Here is an 18,725-nt window from a genome sequence, read left to right as displayed (position 1 = left end):
CCTTGTCCCGCCCTTACCCCCAGAGCCCGGCCATCCCGGGGAATGCCTCCTCATAGCCTGCCAGCAGCTGCGTGCCCAGCAGCTCCGATCCCACCAACGGGTGCGACGCAAACGCCTGGACGGCTGCTTCCCGGTCGTGGTCACGGACGGCGCGGATCGTCAGCCGCTCCACCTCCTTGACGCGCTGCATCAAGGTGAGGAACGGGCCCGGCGGCCTTTCCTGCGCGACTGCCACGGCGCCGTCGGGCGTCACCTGGGAGGGGACTTCGACGACGGCGTCCGGCGGCAGCCCGGGCACGGCCACCTCCGCCGGGTGAAGACTCCCGGTGGGCAGCACGGGAGCGTTGGGCACGTTGAGGATGAGCTGGGCGGTCCCGCCGCCCGAGAAGGCCCGCATTACGGACAGAGCCACCCTCTCGTAGCCGCCTCCAGCGAGATCGGACTCGTCGCGCTGTTCCCCGTGGGTGCGGGCTTCGGCGAGGTACCCCTCTTCGCGGGATCGCCGGGCCGCATCCCATAGCGCATAGGCGTCCTCCGCCCGCAGCAGATCGGGGTAGAGCGAATGCTGCTGTTGGTGGATGGACGCCCCACGCGTTTGCCGTTGTCCACGGATAGCCTGGGTGGCCTGCGACGTCTGGTAGTAGTAATAGAGGTACTCGTTGGGCAGGCAACCGAGCTTTTCCAGGGTGTGCTGCCCGAACAGGCGCCCTTCTTCAATCGACTCAAGGGCGGCAGGATCCGCCAGCAGCCCGGGCAGGAGGTCCGCGCCACCTGGTGCCAGCCGGTAGAGCCAGCCGAGGTGGTTCAGCCCGTAGTAGCCCACGCCGTCGAGGTTTCCTTCCTCCAGCGGGACACCGGCTGCCCGGGCCGCCCGCTGGGCCAGGCCCCCAGCGGAATCACAGATCCCAATCACCCGGTTCCCAAGCAGCGGCACCAATGCCTCGGTGACCATTCCGGCGGGGTTGGTGAAGTTGATGAGCCATGCACCGGGGCAGTGACGCCGCATGGCCTGGGCGAGTTCGAGCATCCGGGGGATGGATCGCAGGGCGTAGGAAATCCCGCCTGCTCCGGTGGTCTCCTGGCCCAGCAGCCCCAGATCAAGTGCAACACGCTCATCGGCGATCCGGCCGGCCGTTCCGCCAGGCCGGATGGCCGCGAAAACCACGTCGGTTCCCGTGAGCGCCTGGCCAAGGTCGCTGCAGGCGACGACGGCGGGACCGGAACCGGGGCCTGTGGGCATATCGCGGAGTACGGCCTGGATTGCTTGGAGCCGTTGCCCATCGACGTCGAAAAGCACCAATTCGCTGACCAGGCCGGCAAAGGGGCCAGTACACAACGCCCGGTACACAAGGGGAACCCGGAATCCGCCACCGCCGGCGATCATAAGCCGCATGATCCGAGTCTATGCAGCTCCGCAAGCTGCAGCGTAGTCTGCCGTTCATGGACGCTATGCCGCAGCGACGATTCGACCCCCTTGCCTCCGTAAGGTCAGACGCTGACGCCGGGTGCGACCTTCTCCTGACCGGCACGGTTTTCCAGGACATCATTTTCACCGGCCTTCCCCATGCGCCGGAACCGGGCACGGAAGTGTGGAGCGAGGGCATGGGAAGCTGCCCGGGAGGGGTGGCCAACCAGGCCATTGCGGCAGCGCGGCTCGGGTTGCGGACCAACCTTGCAGCGACCTTCGGAGACGACGGTTACGGCGACTACAACTGGCAGATCCTGGAGAAGCAGGAGCACGTGGACCTGTCGTTGTCGCAGCGGGTTCCCGGGTGGCACTCACCAGTGACTGTTTCCATGTGCGTGAACCAGGACCGCTCCATGGTCACCCACGGCCATCCCGCCCCGATCTCTGCTTCCCAGCTGATTGGCCAGCCTCCGCGGGCGCTCGCAGCCGTTGCGGACCTGGAGGAGGAGATGGAGCCGTGGATGCTGGCCGCAATGAAATCCGGTACCAAGCTTTTTGGGGTGGTGGGGTGGGACCCTACCGGGAAATGGTCGGAGCGCCGGCTGGACCAGCTGGAGAACTTTTATGCTTTCCTGCCCAACGCTCCCGAGGCCATGGCGTTCACCGGCAAATCCGACCCCTGGGCGGCGCTGTACTCGCTGGCTGACCGCGTGCCGGTAGCCGTGGTGACCTTGGGTCCCCAAGGGGCAGTGGCGGTGGACTCGGAGAGCGGCGAGGAAGAGTGGGTGCCTTCTTTGCCGGTCCCGGCTTCTGATCCAACGGGAGCAGGGGACTGCTTCGGTGCGGCCTTCATCGTGGGGTGCCTCGCAGGATGGCGGCTGGGTGACCGCCTGCGTTTTGCCAACCTGTGCGCTTCGCTTGCCGTCCAGGAGGTTGGCGGGTCCCTGGCCGCACCCGGCTGGGGAGACATCGCGGACTGGTGGCAGCGGGCGAACGCGCGGAAGGAGCGGCAAAGCAGCCAGTGGCTGAGGCGCTTCGCGTTCCTGGAACCGATCGTGAAGGACATCCCCGCTGAAGCCCAACGACGCGCCCGGGCCACCATCGCGCACTTGTCGGATGCCCAGTAGGGGTGAACGCCCGTGCGCAGTTAACCCGAATTCACCGGCACCACTAGAATCTCTAGGGTGACTTATGAAGCAGCAGCAGATATCGGGATCGGCGAAAAGGCCTCAATAGCCAAGTCGGCGGTCCTGGAACGGTCCGCGGTGATCGATCTCGAAGCTGTACGCCACAACGTGCGGCAATTCGTCGCCATCGCCTCTCCTGCCGCGGTCATGGCCGTAGTGAAGGCCGACGCGTATGGTCACGGAGCCGTCCAGGTTGCGCGGGCAGCCCTCGACGCCGGTGCGGCGTGGCTCGGGGTGGCGCACATTTCCGAGGCCCTTGCCTTGCGGGCCGCCGGTATCGACGCTCCGTTGCTTGCCTGGCTGCACACCCGCGAGAGCAACTTCCAGGCAGCCGTCGCCGCGGGCATCGACGTCGGTATCTCCGGCTGGGAGCTGGATGCCGTAGTTGCGGCAGCCCGCGAACAGGAACGGCCTGCACGGGTACACCTCAAGGTGGACACCGGCCTGGGTCGCAACGGCTGCACCATTGCCGACTGGGATCAACTGCTGGGCCAGGCCATGGACTACCAGGACCAGGGCCTGCTGCGCGTGGTGGGGATCTTCTCTCATCTCGCCGTGGCCGATGAACCGCACCGCCCCGAAACCGATGAGCAGCTCGCTGTCTTCCGTGAAGCCATCGCGATGGCTGAAGACGCCGGTGTGGACACGGAGGTCCGGCATATCGCCAACACTCCCGCTGCGTTGTCGCGCCCGGATTCGCACTTCGACCTGGTGCGCGTGGGCCTCGGCGTCTACGGATTGTCGCCCTTCGAAGGCGCGACGTCGGCCGAACTTGGCTTGCACCCCGCCATGACCGTCCGCACGCTCCTGTCCAATTGCAAGCAGGTCCCGGAAGGGCAGGGCGTCTCCTACGGCCTGAACTACCGCACCAGCGAAGAAAGCACCTTGGGCCTGGTCCCGTTGGGCTACGCAGACGGGGTTCCGCGGATCGCCACGGGCGGACCGGTCCGCGTCAATGGCGTCAACTACCCGGTAGTGGGCAGGATCGCCATGGACCAGATGGTCATCGACCTGGGCCCCCTGACTCCTGAGGCAGCCGCGGAGCTTCGGGGCGCCGAAGCCGTCATGTTCGGCAATGGCTCCGATCACGGCCCCACGGCCGACGATTGGGCCGCAGCTGCCGGAACCAACAACTACGAAATCGTCACGCGCATCAGCCAGCGGGTGCCTCGCAGCTACGTCAATGAAGTACCCTCCCAGCCGGCATCGCAGACCGACGTTGCCACCGACGCCAAAGCAGCAGCGCTGTGAGCGAACCCCTGTGGGAACGCACGTTGAAGGTCACGACGGCGGAGCAGACACACGCGCTCGCAGCAGCGCTCGGTGAGGTGCTTGAGGCCGGCGATCTCCTTGTCCTGACCGGGGAACTGGGCGCTGGAAAGACCACGTTCACCCAGGGGCTGGGGGAGGGCCTGGGTGTAAGGGCCGGCATCATCTCGCCGACCTTTGTGCTGGTCAGGATCCATCCGAACCTTCCGGACGGTCCCAGGCCGGGTGGGCCTGACTTGGTCCATGTCGACGCGTACAGGCTGGACTCGGCCGCAGAGATCGACGACATCGACCTCGAAAACACCATGGACACCGCCGTCACGGTGGTGGAGTGGGGGCGGGACCGGGTGGAGCATCTCTCGGATAGCCGCCTGGAAGTGGAGCTGCACAGGGCCGTGGGCGGCGGCGCCTCGGCAGGAACGGTGACGGATGACGTCCTGGACTTTGACAGCGATGACGACGACGAGCCCCGCACCATTGTGTTCCGGGGATTCGGTCCACGGTGGGCGGATGAGCCACGGCTCCTGGCCACCGCAGGACAGCCGGACAGCGCAGCGCAACCGGACACCGCACACGAGGGAGATAACTGATGTTGATCCTGGCCATTGATACTTCCGCCGTTGCCAGCGCAGCCCTGATCTCCGACGACGCCATGGAAGGCGTGGTGGATTCCTTCGCCACGGAAGATACCCGTAGCCACGCCGAAGTTCTTGCCCCGGGTATTGAGAAGCTGTTGACCGGAGCAGGCGTTACCGGCGCGGACATCGATGCGATCGTCACCGGTGTTGGCCCGGGCCCGTTTACCGGGCTCCGCTCCGGTATCGCGACCGCCCGCACCTTGGCGTTCGTGTGGAACAAACCGTTGTACGGACTGATGAGCCTGGATGCCATTGCCCTTGAGGTGGCTGAATCCACAGCAGCAGTTCCCGGGTTCCTGGTGGCAACGGACGCCCGGCGCAAAGAGGTCTACTGGGCCCGGTACTCCCTGAAAGAGGGCCAGCTGCCGGATCTCGTGGATGGACCGCACGTGGGCTTCGCCTCCGAACTGCCCGACTTGCCGGTGTTCGGTGCCGGCGCCGGTCTGTACGCGGATGTGCTCAGGGCCGATGAAGACTTTGCGTCCACGCAGCCCGACGCCGCTTCCCTTGGCCAGTTCGCCCTTGCCCGGCTCGCATCAGGCCGGCCCCTTCTGGATTCGACCCCTCTATACCTGCGGGAATCCGACGCCCAAGTACCGGGACCCCGGAAGCGCGCACTGTGATGGGACGGGAACTGTGAAATTGTCACCCAAACTGGAGCTCGCCGGGGTTTCCCTGCGCGACATGACCGAAGCCGACATCCCGGCCGTAGAGGCTTTGGAGCGCCGTTTGTTCCCCGTGGACGCATGGCCGCTGCAGATGTTCTTCGACGAACTGGCCCAGCCCGAAACCCGCCGTTACGTGGTGGCCGAGGCCGCAGGGGAGATCATCGCTTATGCGGGATTGATGTGCATCGAGCCCATCGCGGACGTCCAGACGATCGCCGTCGTGCCTGAATTCGAAGGCCGGGGCATCGGCTCCGCGGTCCTCGCGGAGCTCATCGATGAGGCGCGGCGACGCCGCGCGGCAGACGTGTTGCTGGAAGTGCGGGCGGACAATCCCCGCGCGCAGCAACTCTATGTGCGTTTCGGGTTTGAGCAGATCCACGTCCGTCCCCGCTATTACCGCGACGGAACAGACGCCTTGATCATGAGGCTGACCTTGAACGAACAACACCCTTCCGAAGGAGCCCCAGCGTGAGCGGCCTTAATCGACAGCAGCCGCTGGTGCTCGGCATCGAGTCGTCCTGCGACGAGACCGGTGTGGGCATCGTCCGCGGGACAACGTTGCTGACCAACACTGTGTCTTCCTCCATGGACGAGCACGTGCGTTTTGGCGGCGTCATCCCGGAAATCGCTTCGCGGGCGCACCTGGACGCCTTCGTGCCCACGTTGCAGGAGTCGCTGCTTGAAGCCGGGGTCACCCTGGACGATATCGACGCCATTGCCGTGACGTCCGGCCCGGGCCTCGCCGGGGCGCTTATGGTGGGCGTTTGTGCTGCGAAGGCCCTGGCGGTTGCCACGGGGAAGCCGCTCTACGCGATCAACCATTTGGTGGCGCACGTTGGCGTTGGCTTGCTGGATCAAAGGCGAACCCCGGAAGGAAAGCCCGACGCCGGTGCTGCCGCCGGCCTGGGTGCGGGGCAGTTGCCGGAGAACCTCGGGGCGCTCCTGGTGTCCGGGGGCCACACTGAAATCCTGCGCATCCGGAGTATCACGGACGATGTCGAGCTGCTGGGTTCAACCATCGATGACGCCGCCGGGGAGGCCTACGACAAAGTGGCGCGCATCCTTGGTCTGGGCTATCCGGGCGGACCCGCAATCGACAAACTGGCACGCCGGGGCAACCCCAAATCCATCCGCTTCCCGCGTGGCCTGACGCAACCCAAGTACATGGGGACCGCCGAGGAGAAGGGGCCGCACCGTTATGACTGGTCTTTCAGCGGTCTGAAAACTGCCGTGGCCCGCTGTGTGGAACAGTTCGAGGCCCGCGGCGAGGAAGTGCCGGTGGCTGATATCGCTGCCGCGTTCCAGGAAGCCGTAGTGGATGTCATCACCTCAAAGGCCGTTCTGGCCTGCAAAGAGAACGGCATCACGGACCTCCTGCTGGGCGGCGGCGTCGCTGCCAATTCCCGGCTCCGGGAACTGACCGGACAGCGCTGTACCTCGGCCGGGATCAGGCTTCACGTTCCGCCGTTGGATCTGTGCACGGACAACGGGGCCATGGTGGCGGCGCTGGGCGCCCAGCTGATCATGGCCGGCATCGACCCCAGCGGAGTGGAGTTCGCACCGGATTCCTCCATGCCTGTCACCACAGTGTCAGTACCTGCCCAGGCCGCCGGCCCGGGCAGGTAAACCGGGAACCGCTAGGCGTCGGGACCTTTTCGCATCTGCTGGACGAGGTCCATGACCACTGCCTGCAGGTCGCCGTTGTGTTCGGCGGCGACGCGGCGCTGCCGCTGGTAGCTGGCACCGCGTTCGACGATCTTCAGGACATCGGCCAGTTCTTCGGAGCAGCCAAGCTTGGCTGCCACAGGCTCAAGCCGCGCGACGGTTTCGGCCAGGTGCTCGGTAACGAGCTGCTCGTTGCCAGCGGCATCGAGGATGATGATGGCTTCCATGCCGTAGCGGGCAGCGCGCCACTTGTTTTCCTGCACGTGCCACGGAGGCATGGTGGGGATGCTGCCCCCGGCATCAAGAATGGAGGAGAATTCGTCCACCAGGCACTGGGTCAGGGCCGCGATGGCACCGACTTCCTCAAGGGTTGCCAGGCCGTCACAGATGCGCATTTCGATGGTGCCAAGGTTGGCAACCGGGCGGATGTCCCAGCGGATTTCGGAGGTTGAGTCGATCACTCCGGTGGTGAACATGTCCTGGACGTAGGACTCGTACGCCTCCCAGGTTTCGAACTGGAACGGCAGGCCGGCTGTCGGAAGCTGCTGGAACATGAGCGCGCGTTGTGATGCGTACCCTGTTTCCTCACCGGCCCAGTAGGGGCTGGAAGCTGACAATGCCTGGAAGTGCGGAAAGTAGTTGACCAGGCCATCCAGGACGGGGAGGACTTTTTCTTTCCTGTCGATGCCCACGTGGACGTGAACGCCGTAGATGACCATTTGGCGTCCCCACCATTGGGTCCGCTCGATCAGTTTGGCGTACCGCTCTTTGTCGGTGACCGGCTGCAGCAGGGGAGGGCTGAAGGGGTGGCTGCCGGCGCAAAACACTTCGACACCCATGGGATCGGTGACTTCGCGCACTGCGGCGAGGGACCGGCTGAGGTCCTCTTTGGCTTCGTTGACGGTCTCGCAGATGCCAGTGACGAGTTCCACCGTGTTGAGGAGCAGTTCGCGCTTGATATGGGGGTGTTCGTCGTCCTCATTGAGGTCCGGGTGGTTTGCCGCAACGCCTTTCAGGACGTCGTTCGCGACGGATACCAGTTCCCCTGTGCGTGCATTGACGAGCGCCAACTCCCATTCCACACCCAGTGTCGATTGCCTGGATGGCGCAAAATCAATCTGCACGTAGTCCCCTCGGTTTGTACTGTCCGGCTATGTGTACTGTCCGGCAATGTGTTGTTTCGGCCGGACACGGTTCCCCGCTGCGGGGCCGCCAGCGGTCGGATCAAGTCTAATGCAGCCGGAACTCGCATGATTGCGGCGGGTGCGCGGGAGAAATTACCCGCCATTTGCTAATGCGAACCATTCGCATTAGAGTGTGTGCCATGCACCTCACGATCGTCAGTTCCCTGGACAGCCAATGCCGTGAGGCAGCCACCGAAAGGCTGGGGCGGACCCATGCCAATTCCGTGGTGGTCCTCCACGATCTCCTGGATGGCTCACTGGTCCTGCGGCGCGTTTACCGCAACGGCCGGTTGTTCGAACGCGGGACGACGGTCCTGGAGCACGGTTGCCTGAGCTGCACCGTCCGGCTTGACGTGGTCCCGACGGCGGAACGGCTCGCCGCATGCGGCTTCGACCACGTCGTCCTGGGCCTGCCGCCAGGCGTCGCAGCCGGAATGGCCGTGGCGGAGCTCCGGAGTGGGCTCAGCCGCCCGGCGGTCATCGACAACGCCGTGCTCGCCTTGGACCCCGCAGAGTTGGACGACCACATCTGGGACCGCCACACCCTGTTTGAGTCCGGCTTCACGTCCATGCCCCAGGACGAGCGGACCAGTGGCGAATTCCTGGTCGGCGAATTCGGGCACGTGGACACCGTGATGGCCTATCCGGGATTGGGTGCCGTGCTGACGGGGGATCCCCGCGAGGGTTCGCCGCAGTGGGTGTCGGGGGTGGAGTTGCTTGGCGAATTGGCACCCCATGCAACCGTTGCCGCAGCGGCCGATGATTTCCGGCCGGGCTGCTTCGACCCCGCCGAAGCAGCTGCCCGCAACCGTCCCGGCGTCGTGCGTGTGCCCCTGGCTGAAACGGAAGGTTCCTTCCGGACCGTGCTCCATCGGGCTGCCCGGCCACTTCATCCGGGCCGTTTCAGGGAGGCGCTTCCGCGCTTGGCTGTCGGCATGCACTGGATGCGGGGCCGCCTGTGGATCGCCTCCGCTCCCACCAAGCGGATAGCTGTCCAAGGCATCGGTCCACGGATCTGGCTCGAAAGCACGGGCAACTGGATGGCCGATTCCACGGAAGCAGCCCCCATGGGAGAAGGCCTGCGCGGAGAAGTGGGTGCCGACGTCGACGCTTTCCTCGACTGGCACCCCAGCCACGGGGACCGCGGAACCGTCCTGGCCATCACTGGGCGGGCCGACGATGTTGACGCCGCGGAAATCCGTGAACTCCTGGAAGGCTGCCAGCTGACGGAGGCCGAAATGGCCATGGATGCCGACGCGTGGGATGACCCCCTGGAACTCAGCGACGCCCTCTAAGCCAAACACCAACAAAAAAGGAGAAACACCATGAAGGTCCGAAACTCGCTGCGTGCACTCAAGAAGATCCCCGGGGCGCAAATCGTCCGCAGGCGTGGCCGCACGTTCGTCATCAACAAGAACAACCCGCGCATGAAGGCCCGCCAGGGCTGACCGCACGGAAGCCCGGAGGGGCGTTGTTTAATGGGTGGATGCCCATCCTGAACAAAGACATGTCATTGTGCATTTCGCTCGCGGCCCGGCCCAGCAACATCGGGACGAGGTTCCATAACTATCTGTACGATCTGCTCGGCCTGAACTTTGTCTACAAGGCATTCGCCCCCGCGGACATCACCCTTGCGGTGGCGGGCATCCGCGGCCTCCCGATCCGGGGTGCCGCGGTGTCCATGCCCTACAAAGAGGCAGTCATTCCGCTGGTTGACGTCATGGATCCGTCGGCCAAGGCCATCGATTCGGTGAACACCATCGTGAACAACGACGGCGTCCTCACTGCCTACAACACCGATTACATCGCGATCGCCAGGCTTCTGAAGGACCATGAAGTCCCCAGCGGCCATACTGTCTTGCTCCGCGGCGCCGGGGGAATGGCCAAAGCTGTTGCGGCCGCCCTGAGGGACGCCGGGTTCACTGCCGTCACCATCGTGGCCCGCAACGAAACCACCGGCCGAGCGCTCGCCGACCTCTACGGCTTCGATTGGCAGGACGACGTCAACGGAGCCACCGCGGACCTCATCATCAACGTCACCCCGCTGGGCATGGCCGGCGCGGACGAAACCGCCCAGTCCTTTGACGACGCCACCATCGCAGCCGCGCAGGTGGTGTTCGATGTGGTGGCCCTTCCCTCCGAAACGCCGCTCATCACCGCCGCGCGCGCTGCGGGCAAGCCGGTCATCACAGGAGCCGAGGTCATCGCCATTCAGGCCGAGGAACAGTTCGTCCTGTACACCGGCGTTCGCCCGACGCCCGGCCAAGTACGGGAGGCCTCGGAATTCTCGCGTCGCTGACGCCGCAGGCCTGCTAAGCCTGGGCGGTCACCGGTTCCACCACGACAGCCACTCTTTCCTCGCCGATCCTGGTGAGGACAAGGGTGGCTGTTTTCGCATCCTTGTCCTTTGCGGGTTTGGCGGGGAGCAGCTGCTTCCGCAGTTCCTCGGGTGTCACTGCCGTGCCGCGCTTCTTGATATCCAACACGGTGATGCCGTTCGACTTCACCCAGGCCTTGAGGGCCTTGACGTTGTACGGCATGACGTCCAGCACCTTGTAGGCCCGGGCAAACGGAGTGTCGTGGAGTTCCGGGGCGCAGATATACGCGATGTGCTCGTCCACCAGGTGCCCGCCCAGCCGCTCGGCGACGTCGGCCACCAGGCCTGCGCGGATCACCGCACCGTCGGGTTCGTAGAGAAAGCCTTCAACAGGCCCGACGGCGGCTTCCGGGCCACCGCCGAAGTCCTCGCCGCTGGTGATTTCGGCGGCGCCCTGGCTGCCAAGGAGCAATGCGGCGCGGCGGACGCCCGGGCGGGCTACTGAGTTGAACCACAGGGTGGCCTCGGTGACATCGCCGCCCACGGAAACCCATTGGGCCTCGCAGCCCGAAGGCACCGAGTCGTGGGGGATGCCCGGGCCCATCTTTACCCCTACCGCACGCCCTGTGGCCGCCACGCTCTCCACGAAGGACAACGGGGGCGAGAACGCCTCCGGGTCCCAGATTCTTTTGGTTCCCGACGTGGACGTGGTGCGTCGGGCAGGGTCCATCCACACGCCGTCGATGCCCTCGAGGTCCATTGATTCCGCGTCCGAGTGCACCACCGTTGCATGCGGGAAAGGCATGAGGTTGATCATGGCGCAGGCAGCGGTGGTTTCGTCCATCTCCACAGCGGTGACAGCAATGTCCATGGAAGCCATCGCCATGGAATCGGCGCCGAGGCCGCAGCCGAGATCGGCCACATGGGTGATGCCGGCCTGGGCAAAACGTTCGGCGTGTCGGGCGGCGACGTTCAGCCGGGTTGCCTGCTCCAGGCCCGCCTGGGTGAACAGCATCTGCCGGGCGAACTCACCGAACTTCGCCTCGGCCCGGGTCCGTAAGCGTGATTGGGTCAGGACGGCGGCCACGAGTTCCGGGGAGTGGCCGGCCTTGCGGAGGCTGGCATTGACGCTGAAGGCATCAGCCTCACGGTAGGGTCCCAGCGAGGCAAGAAGCTCCCAACCTTCAGTGGTCAATAAAGGTGCGATCTGTTCCTGCGGTGCATGAGGCATGGGAACAAGCCTAACGTCGCGCGTCATGGCTGCGTGACTGGGGAATCAGCCGGATAGGGTTGTTTTCATGGAAGACAACGCAGCACCACAGCCCTCCCGCCTCACCACGTATGCCCGTCCCGCCCTGATCGCGGGCGCTGTCATCGCGGTGGTCTGCATAGGCTTGCTGATCGTTATTTTCGCGCTGGATTCCTTCAACGCAGCGGCCTACTCCGTCAGTGGCAAGAGCGTGAACGATGCGACGGATGAGGCACGCGACATCCGCGACCTCTACGCCGGTGCGCGCCTCGGCGGGATCATCGCGCTGGTGGTTTCCGGCCTCGTGGCGGTGGCTTCGGCGGTGGTGCTCTACCTGAACCGCGGCAGCGCTTCCTTGGATGAGGACGACGACGGCGAAGACTACGACCTTGATGACCTCAGGGACCAGTGACAACGTTCACCGATGACGAAATGCTGGCACTCACCTTGACCGAGTGCTAACGCCTTACATAGAGTCTAGTTAGCACTCTCCCCTTGAGGGTGCTAATCACGCCAGGCGTCCACCGGCACCGCGACGACGGTTGTACGCCACGGCACCCTAGTTCTTAGTCCATGAATCAGCTCATGAAAAGGAGAGTCCGAGTGTCGGTCTCGATTAAGCCTCTTGAGGATCGTATTGTTGTTCGCCCGCTCGAAGCAGAGCAGACCACGGCTTCCGGCCTGGTTATTCCGGACTCCGCGCAGGAGAAGCCGCAGGAAGGCGAAGTTGTTGCAATCGGCCCCGGCCGCTTCGATGACAACGGCAACCGCGTACCGGTTGACGTAGCTGTTGGCGACGTCGTCATCTACTCCAAGTACGGTGGAACCGAAGTCAAGACCGGCGGCAGCGAGTACCTCGTTCTGTCCGCCCGCGACGTCCTTGCGATCGTCGTAAAGTAACTTCCTGGAGCCCCGCACCGCCGTCGCGTTGGAATCATTCCGAGCGTCAGCGGTGCGGGTTTTCTGTCTCGAAAGGACACAACCATGGCAAAGCAGCTTGCTTTTAACGATGCTGCCCGCCGGTCTCTTGAGGCCGGTATCGACAAGCTCGCCAACACTGTCAAGGTGACGCTGGGCCCGCGCGGCCGCAACGTCGTCCTGGACAAGAAGTGGGGCGCCCCCACGATCACCAACGATGGTGTCACCATCGCCCGTGAAGTTGAGCTTGACGACCCCTACGAGAACCTTGGCGCCCAGCTTGCCAAGGAAGTAGCCACCAAGACCAATGACGTTGCCGGTGACGGCACCACTACGGCAACCGTGCTGGCCCAGGCCCTGGTCAAGGAAGGCCTGCGCAACGTTGCTGCCGGCGCAGCTCCCGGCGAGATCAAGCGCGGCATCGAAGTTGCAGTGGAAGCCGTCGCTGCACGCCTCCTGGAGAATGCCCGCGAAGTCGAAGGCACCCAGGTAGCCAACGTCGCAGCCATCTCCGCGCAGAGCGATGAAGTCGGCGAGCTCCTCGCCGAGGCCTTCGGCAAGGTAGGCAAGGATGGTGTCATCACCATCGAAGAGTCCTCCACCACGCAGACCGAGCTGGTCCTCACCGAGGGCATGCAGTTCGACAAGGGCTACCTCTCCCCGTACTTCGTCACCGACGCAGAACGCCAGGAAGCTGTCCTCGAAGACGCCCTCATCCTGATCAACCAGGGCAAGATCTCCTCGCTGCAGGACTTCCTGCCGCTGCTCGAGAAGGCCCTGCAGGCCAACAAGCCCCTCTTCATCATCGCTGAGGACATCGAAGGCGAAGCCCTTTCCACCCTGATCGTCAACCGTATCCGCGGCACGCTCAACGTCGTTGCCGTCAAGGCTCCGGGCTTCGGCGATCGCCGCAAGGCCATGCTCCAGGACATCGCTACGTTGACCGGTGCGCAGGTAGTTTCCCCGGACCTGGGCCTGACGCTGGACTCCGTTGGCCTCGAGGTACTCGGTACCGCCCGCCGCATCACGGTCACCAAGGACAACACCACCATCGTTGACGGTGCCGGTTCGGCCCAGGACGTTGCCGACCGCGTTGCACAGCTCCGCGCTGAGCTGACCCGGACGGATTCAGACTGGGACAAGGAAAAGCTGCAGGAACGCCTGGCCAAGCTCGCTGGCGGCATCGGCGTCATCAAGGTTGGCGCAGCCACTGAGGTTGAGCTGAAGGAAAAGAAGCACCGCATTGAGGACGCCGTTTCCTCGACGCGTGCAGCCCTCGAAGAAGGCATCGTTTCCGGTGGCGGTTCCGCCCTGATCCACGCCCTGAAGGCCCTGGACGAGTCCCAGGCAGTCAAGGACCTCGAAGGTGATGCTGCGGCCGCTGTAGGCATCGTTCGCCGCGCACTGGTCCAGCCGCTGCGCTGGATCGCGCAGAACGCCGGCTTCGACGGTTTCGTGGTCACCGCCAAGGTTTCCGAACTCGAAGCCAACCACGGCTTCAACGCCAAGTCCGGCGAGTACGAGGACCTGATCGCCGCCGGCGTGATCGACCCCGTCAAGGTCACCCGCTCTGCACTCCGCAACGCCGCTTCCATCGCTGCCCTGGTTCTCACCACCGAGACCCTGGTTGCCGAGAAGCCCGCTGAGGAAGAAGACGCACACGCAGGCCACCAGCACTAAGCGCCTGTCCCGCGGAAACCCCGGTCGCACCGAGTTGTGACCGGGGTTTCTGCTGTTAAGATCCTGTGCGATGCATCACAACTTCCGGACCGGCGTATCGCATTGGCCGCAGGGACCCGAATGAGGCATCGGCACAGGTCACACACAGGAAGAGCTGCAAGAATGGATGGCTGAACCGGGCCCGGGGGAGGTGCGGAAGGCGGTCAGCAGCATCCTCGAACTGGGGGCGGGTGGGCTGAACCGCGTATTATGGATGCTTTGTGCCAGCCGCTTTAAGGAACTGCCTAACGTGACTACCCCAGCGATTACAGCCCCTGCCCACCGCGGTAGGCGGGCTTCCGGTCCCGTTGGAAAGTCCAAGTTCCGCCCTGAAATCCAAGGTCTCAGGTCACTGGCCGTCCTCATGGTGGTGAGCTATCACATCTGGATCGGCCGGGTTTCCGGAGGGGTGGATGTCTTCCTCCTCATCTCCGCGTTCCTCATGACCCTGCAGTTCACGGGCCGTTATAAACAGGGCCGCCCCATGGACCTCCTGCGGCACTGGCTGCACCTGTTCAGGCGGCTGCTGCCCGCCGTCGTGGTTGTCCTTCTGGGAACGCTGACAGCCACCTTCGTCCTCCTGCCACCTACCCGGTGGGCTGAAATTGTCCAACAGGCCTGGGCGTCCTTGTTCTACTACGAGAACTGGCTGCTCCAACAGCTTGCGGTGGACTACTACGCCACGGACCACAGCATGGCCAGCCCGGTGCAACACTTCTGGTCGCTGTCCATCCAGGGGCAGGTGTTCATCATCTGGCCGGTGATCTTCGCAGCGGTCGCGCTTCTGTGCCGCCGCTTTGCCCTCAGGTACCGGGCGACCCTCGTGTATGTCTTCGCCATAATTTTCCTGGTCTCGTTCGTCTACTCCATCATCTTCACGGCCACCAACCAGGCTGTGGCGTACTTCGATACCTTCGCCCGTCTGTGGGAATTTGCCTTGGGCACCTTGCTGGCCCTGGTGCTGCCGGGCTTGAACTTCTCCAAACCCGTCCGCGTACTGATGGGCTGGATCGGCGTCATTGCCATGCTCACCTGCGGCATCGTGCTGCAGGTCCAGACGGCTTTCCCGGGTTACGTGGCATTGTGGCCCACCCTGGCAGCCGTCGCCGTCATCGCGGCAGGCCAGACCGGCAGCCGCTTCGGTGTCGACCGGATCCTGAGCTCCAAGTTCCTGGTCCGCCTGGGCGACAATTCCTACGCCTTGTACCTCTGGCACTGGCCCATCCTGGTCATCGCGCTGGGCTGGAGCGGCAAAGAGCACGCTGGATGGCTTTCCGGCACGGCCATCATCGCCCTCTCGCTGACGCTGGCGTTCCTCACCACCAAGTACATCGAGAAGCCCTTCCGCCAGTGGAAGTGGCCCGAGATGAAGCGCCGCCGTTCGTTCATCGCGATCGTCGCCTGCCTTGCCGTGGTCACTGCGCCCCTGATGGGCTTTCAATACAGGCAGGACCTTGAACAGCAGGCCGCTGAAGCCCGGATGGTCTTCGACAATCCCGGCGCCAAGGCACTGCTGCCCACGTATGTGAACGAGGTTGCCCCCAACGCCCTCACCCAGCCCACCGCGGAACGGATCGGGCGCGACTGGGCCAAGCTTCCGGACGGTTGCTCCGGTGATACCAAACCGGAGTCGCAGCTGCTGCGCGACAACTGCCAGCAGAACAACGTGGGCTCTGATGCCACCAAGACTGTCCTCGTCCTGGGCAACTCGCATTCCCAGCAATGGCTGGCCGCGCTGGGCCAGATGGCTGAAGAACACCACTGGCGCTTGTATGCCTTGCTGTACGGGGCCTGCCCGTTTGCGACCGACGATTCCGATGTCGAGCCCGAGTGCAATGAGTTCAACAGGGAAGTGCGCAAACACATTGAGGAGCACGCCCCCGACGCCATCTTCACGGTGGGCACCAAGGCCGAACCCTCGGAGCCGGACGAGAAGCTGACGCATGGATTCGAGGAACTCGTCTCTGAAGTCACGGCCCGCGGCACTGAGGTCGTCGCAGTACGGGACAATCCCAGGTTCACCTACAGCCTGACGGACTGCACCCTTTCGAAGGGAGTGGACAGCCCGGACTGCCGGCCGCTGAAAGCGGACGTACTGGCAGATCCGAGCCCCTTTGAGGAAGTCATGGGCAAGTACCAGGACCTGTTCCTGATCGACATGACAGACCTGATCTGCATCGGCCTCTATTGTCCGCCCATCATCGGCAATACCTTCGTCTACCTGGACGACAACCACTTGACCAAGACCTATGTGAAGAGCATGACGGACATGCTTGATGAGAGGTGGTTTGCCGCGACGGGGTGGCAACGATGATGAGCACTCGCAGCGTGGATAAAATCACGACGCCGGAACGCGGCTTCCGTCCGGAAGTCCAGGGCCTGCGCGCCCTGGCTGTGCTCATGGTCGCTGCCTACCACATCTGGCTTGGCCGGGTCTCGGGCGGGGTGGACGTGTTCCTCCTCATCTCGGCTTTCCTTCTGACGTTGTCGTTCACGCGGAAGCTCGAAGCCGGTTCGCCGCTGAAACTGCTGCGGCACTGGCTCCACGTGTTCAAGCGACTCCTGCCCGCCGTCGTCGTGGTTTTGCTGGGTGTTCTGCTGGCGACCTGGGCATTCATTCCGCAGAGCCGTTGGCCGGATGTCCTGGCCGAAGCCTGGGCGTCCCTGTTCTACCGGCAGAACTGGCAGCTCGCGGACAATGCCGTGGATTACTACGCGCAGGACCACTCCGGTGCCAGCCCGCTCCAGCACTTCTGGTCCCTGTCTGTCCAGGGCCAGGTGTTTGTCCTGTGGCCCCTGGTCTTCGCTGCCGTGGCGCTGCTGCAGCCAAGTCTGGCCCGGCTTCTCCCGAAGGGGCGGACGCTGAGTCACCGGAGCCTGCTCTTCTTCGCGTTCGGCGCGGTCTTTCTGGCCTCCTTGGTGTTTTCCATCGACCAGACCGCCAACAACCAGGAGTACGCGTACTTCGATACCCGTGCTCGGCTCTGGGAGTTCGCGCTGGGTTCCCTGCTCGCCCTGGCACTCCCGTACCTGAAGCCCGGGCGCAGGCTCCGGGTGTTCCTCGGTTGGGCTGGAATCTCCGCCATGCTCGCCTGTGGCCTGGTCCTGACAGTTGACCGGTCCTTCCCGGGATTCATCGCGTTGTGGCCCACGCTTGCCGCCGCCGCTGTCATCGTCGCCGGGCAGAGCGGCAGCCGTTTCGGCGTCGATCGCCTCCTGAGCTCACGGCCGTTGGTCCTGGTGGGTAACAACTCCTACGCCCTTTACCTGTGGCACTGGCCGGTCCTGGTGTTCTTCCTGCTGGTCAGCGGCACCACGGCTCCGAGCCTCTTGCAGGGCCTGGGCATCATGGCGGCGTCCATGCTCCTTGCGATCGGCACCACCAGGTTCGTGGAGGAGCCCATGCGCCGCTGGCAGTGGCCGGACGTGCGCTCCTGGCGCGCCGCCGTCGTGATAGCCGCCTGCGGTGCGTTGCTCGCCATGCCGGTGACCGTTTGGCAGGGTGCCATCGCCGCTGAAGATGCGGCGATTGCCGGCCAGCCCAAGGAACTGACGCCGGGGGCTGCAGCCTTGTCGCCGGAATTCGTCGGGCAGCCGGCCCAGGAGGCCATGATCATTCCGGCCCCTGCGGCCATGAAGGACGAGTGGGCTGACATCGACGGCTTGTGCACCGGAGACAACGTGCCCAGCGACCCCTTGCTGCAGGGCTGCCTCCAGAACGACGAACCCGACGTCGTCACCAAGGAAATAGTGGTCCTCGGTGATTCGCACGCCCAGCAGTACATGGCGGCGCTCGGCCCCATCGCCAAGCAGCACGGCTGGGAAGTGGTGACGTTGCTCAAAGGCAGTTGCCGCTTCGGCGCCGAATCCGTCGAACGTACCGACGAGTGCAATGAATTCAACAAGGCCAGCGCCAACTACGTGATGGAACACAAGCCTGACGCCGTGTTCACGGTGGCGTCGCTGACGCACGCCGATGCCCCGTTCGAGACGGAGGTGCCCGGCTACCTCGAAGGCATCAAACCGTTCACGGACGCGGGGATCGATGTTGTGGGAATCCGCGACAATCCCAGGTTCAGCATCAACATGCCCGAATGCGTGCAGAAAAAGGGCCCAGACTCGCCCGATTGCAAGGCGCCGCTGGAAGAGTCCCTTGCGGAATCTTCACCGTTGGATGATTACGTCGGAAAAGTCGACCGGCTGTACTTGATGGACATGAGCGACTTCATCTGCGAGCAGGGCACGTGCCCGGCAGTCGTGGGAAATGTCTATGTCTACAAGGACGACAACCACCTCACCAAGACCTACGTGCAAAGCATGATCCCGATGTTCGAGGAGCGGCTCCTGGCGGCCACCGGCTGGTCACGCAGCTGATTTTCGTTGCCCGGAGACTTGAAAACCGGCGACGGCGGCCTGCCGCCAGTGCTGTTGCTCACACTCCGGCGTTACGGAATATGGCGATTGCCGCGGAGGTTCTACTATTTATTCAACACTTATGCACAG

The 18,725-nt window shown here is 64.2% G+C and carries 17 protein-coding genes; 14 read left to right on the top strand and 3 right to left on the bottom strand.

From position 1 onward, the window contains the following. Positions 1 to 13: 13 nt before the first annotated feature. Positions 14 to 1,393, bottom strand: coding sequence for a 6-phospho-beta-glucosidase (locus tag HMI60_RS13965; protein ID WP_193589829.1), 1,380 nt, complete (start codon positions 1,391 to 1,393; stop codon positions 14 to 16). A gap of 47 nt (positions 1,394 to 1,440) precedes the next feature. Here HMI60_RS13965 and HMI60_RS13960 point away from each other — a divergent pair, with 47 nt between their 5' ends. Genes HMI60_RS13960 through tsaD form a run of 6 tightly spaced genes read left to right on the top strand, consistent with a single transcriptional unit; the run spans position 1,441 to position 6,796 of the window. Continuing rightward, complete coding sequence (locus HMI60_RS13960; protein WP_227453536.1) at positions 1,441 to 2,535, top strand: carbohydrate kinase family protein; 1,095 nt, start codon at positions 1,441 to 1,443, stop codon at positions 2,533 to 2,535. A 57-nt stretch (positions 2,536 to 2,592) separates the two neighbouring features. After that, on the top strand, positions 2,593 to 3,846 hold the full coding sequence (alr, locus tag HMI60_RS13955; RefSeq protein ID WP_055971716.1) for an alanine racemase: 1,254 nt from the start codon (positions 2,593 to 2,595) through the stop codon (positions 3,844 to 3,846). Then, on the top strand, positions 3,843 to 4,454 hold the full coding sequence (gene tsaE / locus HMI60_RS13950) for a tRNA (adenosine(37)-N6)-threonylcarbamoyltransferase complex ATPase subunit type 1 TsaE (protein WP_193589827.1): 612 nt from the start codon (positions 3,843 to 3,845) through the stop codon (positions 4,452 to 4,454). Before alr ends, tsaE begins: the two co-directional genes overlap by 4 nt. Next, entirely contained in the window at positions 4,454 to 5,125 is a 672-nt protein-coding gene (gene tsaB / locus HMI60_RS13945; RefSeq protein WP_018776633.1) for a tRNA (adenosine(37)-N6)-threonylcarbamoyltransferase complex dimerization subunit type 1 TsaB, read from the top strand. The genes tsaE and tsaB overlap by 1 nt, the downstream gene beginning before the upstream one ends. 13 nt (positions 5,126 to 5,138) lie before the next feature. Beyond that, the gene (gene rimI / locus HMI60_RS13940) at positions 5,139 to 5,642 is read left to right on the top strand and encodes a ribosomal protein S18-alanine N-acetyltransferase (protein WP_064721609.1); all 504 of its coding nucleotides are present in this window, start codon (positions 5,139 to 5,141) and stop codon (positions 5,640 to 5,642) included. After that, positions 5,639 to 6,796, top strand: a complete 1,158-nt coding sequence (tsaD, locus tag HMI60_RS13935) for a tRNA (adenosine(37)-N6)-threonylcarbamoyltransferase complex transferase subunit TsaD (protein ID WP_193589826.1) — start codon at positions 5,639 to 5,641, stop codon at positions 6,794 to 6,796. Before rimI ends, tsaD begins: the two co-directional genes overlap by 4 nt. 11 nt (positions 6,797 to 6,807) lie before the next feature. Here the strand turns inward: tsaD and HMI60_RS13930 are convergent, their stop codons facing one another. After that, the gene (locus HMI60_RS13930; RefSeq protein ID WP_026266994.1) at positions 6,808 to 7,959 is read right to left on the bottom strand and encodes a glutamate--cysteine ligase; all 1,152 of its coding nucleotides are present in this window, start codon (positions 7,957 to 7,959) and stop codon (positions 6,808 to 6,810) included. A gap of 200 nt (positions 7,960 to 8,159) precedes the next feature. Here HMI60_RS13930 and HMI60_RS13925 point away from each other — a divergent pair, with 200 nt between their 5' ends. The 3 genes from HMI60_RS13925 to HMI60_RS13915 are packed head-to-tail and all read left to right on the top strand — an operon-like array spanning position 8,160 to position 10,318. Next, positions 8,160 to 9,314: a GTP-binding protein gene (locus HMI60_RS13925; protein ID WP_193589825.1), complete on the top strand. Its 1,155-nt coding sequence runs from the start codon at positions 8,160 to 8,162 to the stop codon at positions 9,312 to 9,314. 30 nt (positions 9,315 to 9,344) lie between these two features. Beyond that, positions 9,345 to 9,467 carry a type B 50S ribosomal protein L36 gene (ykgO, locus tag HMI60_RS13920; RefSeq protein ID WP_011775528.1) on the top strand — a complete coding sequence of 41 codons (123 nt, stop codon included), beginning with the start codon at positions 9,345 to 9,347 and terminating at the stop codon, positions 9,465 to 9,467. Positions 9,468 to 9,505: 38 nt separating this feature from the next. After that, a complete protein-coding gene (locus HMI60_RS13915) occupies positions 9,506 to 10,318 on the top strand; it encodes a shikimate 5-dehydrogenase (RefSeq protein ID WP_018776628.1) in 813 nt (270 codons plus the stop codon). A gap of 13 nt (positions 10,319 to 10,331) precedes the next feature. Here the strand turns inward: HMI60_RS13915 and HMI60_RS13910 are convergent, their stop codons facing one another. Then, the gene (locus tag HMI60_RS13910) at positions 10,332 to 11,567 is read right to left on the bottom strand and encodes a class I SAM-dependent methyltransferase (protein ID WP_193589824.1); all 1,236 of its coding nucleotides are present in this window, start codon (positions 11,565 to 11,567) and stop codon (positions 10,332 to 10,334) included. A 67-nt stretch (positions 11,568 to 11,634) separates the two neighbouring features. Between HMI60_RS13910 and HMI60_RS13905 the strand changes: the two genes are divergently transcribed. From HMI60_RS13905 to HMI60_RS13885, 5 genes are all read left to right on the top strand, one after another. Beyond that, entirely contained in the window at positions 11,635 to 11,997 is a 363-nt protein-coding gene (locus HMI60_RS13905) for a hypothetical protein (protein ID WP_055971728.1), read from the top strand. 191 nt (positions 11,998 to 12,188) lie between these two features. After that, entirely contained in the window at positions 12,189 to 12,485 is a 297-nt protein-coding gene (groES, locus tag HMI60_RS13900; protein ID WP_018776625.1) for a co-chaperone GroES, read from the top strand. An 84-nt stretch (positions 12,486 to 12,569) separates the two neighbouring features. Next, entirely contained in the window at positions 12,570 to 14,183 is a 1,614-nt protein-coding gene (groL, locus tag HMI60_RS13895; RefSeq protein WP_018776624.1) for a chaperonin GroEL, read from the top strand. A 253-nt stretch (positions 14,184 to 14,436) separates the two neighbouring features. Continuing rightward, on the top strand, positions 14,437 to 16,536 hold the full coding sequence (locus HMI60_RS13890; protein WP_193589823.1) for an acyltransferase family protein: 2,100 nt from the start codon (positions 14,437 to 14,439) through the stop codon (positions 16,534 to 16,536). Continuing rightward, positions 16,533 to 18,596, top strand: a complete 2,064-nt coding sequence (locus tag HMI60_RS13885) for an acyltransferase family protein (RefSeq protein ID WP_193589822.1) — start codon at positions 16,533 to 16,535, stop codon at positions 18,594 to 18,596. The genes HMI60_RS13890 and HMI60_RS13885 overlap by 4 nt, the downstream gene beginning before the upstream one ends. Positions 18,597 to 18,725: the final 129 nt, after the last annotated feature.

It is taken from the genome of Paenarthrobacter sp. YJN-D (assembly GCF_015040335.1).
GTDB lineage: Bacteria > Actinomycetota > Actinomycetes > Actinomycetales > Micrococcaceae > Arthrobacter > Arthrobacter nicotinovorans.
The sequence above is the reverse complement of the archived record's forward strand: the minus strand, read 5'-3'. Positions and strand labels throughout refer to the sequence as shown.